3 protein-coding genes are annotated in these 4,375 nt (G+C 76.2%); 2 read left to right on the forward strand and 1 reads right to left on the reverse strand.

Annotated elements, in window-relative coordinates; genetic code table 11:
* Positions 1-1,281 (forward strand): tetratricopeptide repeat protein (locus DZF91_RS27640; protein ID WP_147341416.1); only part of this gene is annotated, 1,281 nt, incomplete at its 5' end.
* A gap of 265 nt (positions 1,282-1,546) precedes the next feature.
* On the opposite strand, the gene DZF91_RS27645 is transcribed toward DZF91_RS27640, so the two are convergent.
* Positions 1,547-3,199, reverse strand: coding sequence for a penicillin-binding transpeptidase domain-containing protein (locus DZF91_RS27645; RefSeq protein WP_117360070.1), 1,653 nt, complete (start codon positions 3,197-3,199; stop codon positions 1,547-1,549).
* 108 nt (positions 3,200-3,307) lie between these two features.
* Here DZF91_RS27645 and DZF91_RS27650 point away from each other — a divergent pair, with 108 nt between their 5' ends.
* Positions 3,308-4,297 carry a LysR family transcriptional regulator gene (locus tag DZF91_RS27650; protein ID WP_117360071.1) on the forward strand — a complete coding sequence of 330 codons (990 nt, stop codon included), beginning with the start codon at positions 3,308-3,310 and terminating at the stop codon, positions 4,295-4,297.
* Positions 4,298-4,375: the final 78 nt, after the last annotated feature.

Raw genomic sequence — 4,375 nt, forward strand, 5'->3', positions numbered from 1 at the left:
CTGTGCCGCGCGCTGGAGCGGGCGAGCCTGCTGCGCTCGCCCGCGCCCGGCCGGTACCGCTACCACGACCTGCTCCGGCTGTACGCGCGGCAGCGCGCCGAGGCGGAGGAGCCCGCCGCCGAGCGCGACGCCGCGCTGCGCCGCCTGGTCGACTTCGGCCTCGCCGAGGCCCGCGCCGCGCACCTGGCGATCCATCCCGGCGACGGACGGGCGGGGACGCCCGGACGGGCGGGGACGGCAGGACGGGCGGGGACGGCAGGACGGTCCGGGGCGTCCCCGCCGGACGAGCGGACCGCCCGCGACCGGTTCTTCACCGAGGCCCCCGGGCTGCTCGCACTGATCGGCCAGGCCGCGCGCGCCGGGCTGACCGGCCCGGCCGCCGACCTGCTGCTGCTCACCGACACGCTCGTGAACTCGGGATTCCACCCCCGCGCCTGCGAACAGGCGGCGCACGCGGTGGTCGGGGCCGCGCGGGAGCACGGCGACCCGCGCGCCGAGGGCCGCGCCCACCTGCTGCTCGGCTGGCTCCACTACCAGGCCAACCGGATCGCCGAGGCGGAGGCCGCCTGCCGGGTCGCCCTCCGGCGGGCCCGCGAGACCGGCGACACCTGGACCGCCGCGGACGCCCTCGGCCGCCTCGGCAACTGCGCCTACCTGCGCGGACGGCACGAGGAGGCGCTCGGCTTCGACCGCGACGCGCTCGCCGCGTTCCGCGCCCACGGCGACCGGCACGGCGAGGGGATCACCCTGGCCGCCATGGGCCGCTCCCTGCTCGACACCGGACGTCCGTCCGCGGCCGTCGAAGCCGTGACCGCCGGACTCGCCCTGCACCGGGAACTCGGCGGCACCTACGGCATCGGATACGCCCTCTACCAGGCCGGCGTCGTCTTAGACGCCATCCGCGCCACGCCCGGAAACCACGAAGACGCGGGTGTTCTCGGGCGCGCCGATGTCCTGGGCCTGCATCTGGAGGCGTTGGAGCGCTTCCGGGACGGGGGTTACCGCGTGTGGGAGGGGCTGGCGTTGTTCCGCGTCGCGCTCGCGCGGCTGGAGCTCGGGGACGCCGAGACCGCCGAGGCGGACGCGCGGCGCGCGCTGGCCGTCCTCGCCGAGACCGGTGATCCGTGGGGGCAGGGCATGGCCCTCGACGCCCTCGCCCGGTCCCTGGCGGCGCGTGGCGATCCCGAATCCGCCCGGACGCACTGGACCGAGGCCCTGCGCATCTTCGAGGACCAGGGCGTCCCGGAGGCGGAGGCCGTCCGCGCCAATCTCGGGGAGTGACCGTCCCGCGGGCCGTCCCCGCCGCCTTGGCCAGCCCGCGTGAGGGACCGTCGTGGCGGGGGCCGACGGGTCGCCCGCAACGCCTGGAGGACGTACCCGTCGGCACCCGACACTTTGGGGGGTCGGGCCGGGCGCGCCCGTAGCCGACGGAGATCCTGACCCCGCCCCCGCCAAGAAACGAGGTCGACCGTCATTCGCACCCGGCCCGTCTGACCCCAGCGTGCCGGATCCCGATCAACAACCGTTCAACGCCGCGGGCGGGCGCTCAGGAGACGGCCTTCAGGAAGGACGCGGCGATCGGCGCGGCCGCCTCCGCGCCCGTCCCGCCGCCCTCGACGATCACCGCGAACGCCAGGTCGCCCCGGTAGCCGATGAACCAGGCGTGCGTGGGCGGGTTCTCGCCGCCGCCGAACTCGGCCGTGCCGGTCTTGCCCGCCGTCCCGGACGGGAAGCTCACGGCGTGCGCGGTGCCCTCGGTCACGACGGCCGGCATCAGCGAGTGCAGCGCCGTCTTGACCGCCGGGTCCAGGCGGTGCGGCGGCTCCGGCCTGCGTCCGGCCGCGTCGGCGGCCTGCGGCGCGAGGTCGGCGGCGACGATCCGGGGCGTCCGCCAGGTGCCGTCGGCCGCCGCGCCCGCGACGCTCGCCATGTTCAGCGGGCTGGTCAGCACCTCGCCCTGGCCGAACGCCTCGGCGGCGAACGCGGTGTCGTCCTTGGCCGCGGGAAAGAGGGCCCGGACCGCGGGCAGACCACCGACGACCGGCGCGTTGAACCCGAACTGCTGCGCCACCGCCGTCAGCTTCTCCCGGCCCAGCTTCTGGACCGCGAGCTGCGCGAACGTGGTGTTGCAGGAGTGCGCGAAGGCCTCCCGCAGCGGCGGCGTCCCGAAGCTCTCGTGCTGGTAGTTCTTGAACGTCCGGCCGCCGATGTTGATCGTGGCGGGACACGGGACCGGGGTGCCCGCGTCCATCCCGCCCGCGACGAGCGCGGCGGCCGTGACGACCTTGAACGTCGAGCCCGGCGGGTAGTGGCCGAGCAGCGCGCGGTTCAGCCCGCCCGGCTTGTTCGCGACCGCCAGGATCTCCCCGGTGGACGGGCGCAGCGCGACGACCGAGGCGGGCTTGTCCACGGCCGACAGCGCCTGCCCGGCGGCCTTCTGGACCCGGGCGTCGACGGTGGTGCGCAGCGGCGAGCCGTCCTGGCCGCCGAACCGCTTGAGCGTGGTGACCGGCCGGCCGCCCGCGTCCACGATCTGGACGGTCAGCGCCGGCGTCCCGGCGAGCCGCTTCTCGTACTGCTTGTTCAGGCCGTCCACGCCGACCGTGTCGCCCTTGCGGTAAGGCGCGCCGAGCTTCTTCACCACGTCGTCGGCCGCCGGGCCGACCGGCCCCACGAGCTGCTGGACGGACCCGGACGACGACCCCTCCATGGACGACCCGTCCGCGTACTCGATCCGCCCGCGGTTCGGCCAGGCGCGCGCGGCCTGCAATCGCTGCCCCTCCTTGAGGGTCGGGTAGAGGACGGTCGGTGCCCAGTCCACCTTCCACTTCCCGCCCGACTTGGTGAACCCCAGCGTCCCGTCGTAGCTCCAGACGCGGCCCCCGGCGAGGGTGAGCCGCGCGGAGTACGCGCCGCCCGCCTCGCCGCCCTTCGGCTTGCCGACCGAGGCGACCTTGTACTCCTGCGCCGTCGCCCCCAGGTCGTCGCGCTGCTTGGCGAGCCGCGCGGTGAGGTCGGCGGGCGCCCCCGCGCTGAGGTCGCGCATCGCCGCGTAGTCGCCGCGGCTCCACGCGGCGGTGAACCTCGCGGCGGTGTCCTTCGGCCCACCGTCGCTTCCGAGCAGCCAGAACGCGCCCGCCCCCACGAGCACGACGGCAGCCACGGCGGCGGCGACCGCCGCCCACCGGGATCGCGTCATGACATCCCCCTTCGATGCGGTGAGCTCACAGAACACCAGGTCATCGGGGCCGTGTCCAAGAGTGCTATCGATCCCGCAGCGGTATGCGGATTGATATCGTTCCAGCTCATGGACATCGTCGGGCATCTCGCCCACTTCGTCGTCGTCGCCGAGGAACTGCACTTCGGCCACGCGGCGGAGCGGCTCGGCATGGCCCAGCCACCGCTGAGCCAGCGCATCAGGAGGCTGGAGGACGAGCTCGGGGTGCGACTCTTCGACCGGACGAGCCGGCGGGTCGAGCTGACCGCCGCCGGACGGCTGCTGCTGCCCGAGGCGCGCGACGTCCTCGGCCGGGTGGACCGCATCCGCGAACTCGCCGAGCGGTCCCGCAGCGGCGAGGTCGGTCTCGTCCGCGCCGGCCTGCCGTCCGACCTCGGCGGCGACGTGGTCGCGGCGCTGGTGGCCGCCTTCCGCGACCGCCGCCCCGACCTGCGGCTCACGCTGAGCGAGACCGGCACCGCCGAGCAGGTCCGCGCGCTCGCGGACGGCTCGATCGACGTCGCGGTGCTGCGCCACCCCTGCGACACCCGCGGCCTGTCGCTCGGCCCCATGCTCGCCCAGCCCCTCGGCGTCCTGCTCGCGGCCGACGACCCCCTCGCCGCCCTCCCCGAACCGCCGGTGGACGCGTTCGCGGGACGCGACCTGGTGCTCTTCCCCCGCGAGGAGGCGCCCGGCGCCCACGACGACCTGCTGGCCGCCTGCCGCCGCGGCGGCTACGAACCCCCCGTCGTCCACCAGGCCCGGCACCCGCAGTTCGCGCTGGGACTCGTCCTGTCCGGGACGGCCGTCGCCCTCGTCCCCCGCCCGGCCGACATACCCGCCACAGGCGGCGGCGCAGGCCAGGACGGGGGCGGCGGCGCGGTGTGGCGGCCGCTCGCCGACGGGTCCCCGGTGCTGCGCACCTCGTGCGCCTGGCGGCGCGACGCGGGGGACGGTCCGGTGGCAGACTTCGCGGCCGTGACCACCGACGTCCTGCGCGAGGTCGCCGCGATGCGGCCCCTCGACGCCGTCCCGCCGCGCCGCGTCGTGCTGCGCCCGTCCTCCGGGTTCCTGGCATGACCGGGCGGGAGCGCGGCGGCGCGTCCCCCGCGGCCGGGCGGGACACCTCTCCGGCGACCGGCCGCGCCGCCCCGGGCG

Source organism: Actinomadura logoneensis (assembly GCF_003428695.1).
GTDB classification, from domain to species: Bacteria; Actinomycetota; Actinomycetes; order Streptosporangiales; family Streptosporangiaceae; genus Spirillospora; species Spirillospora logoneensis.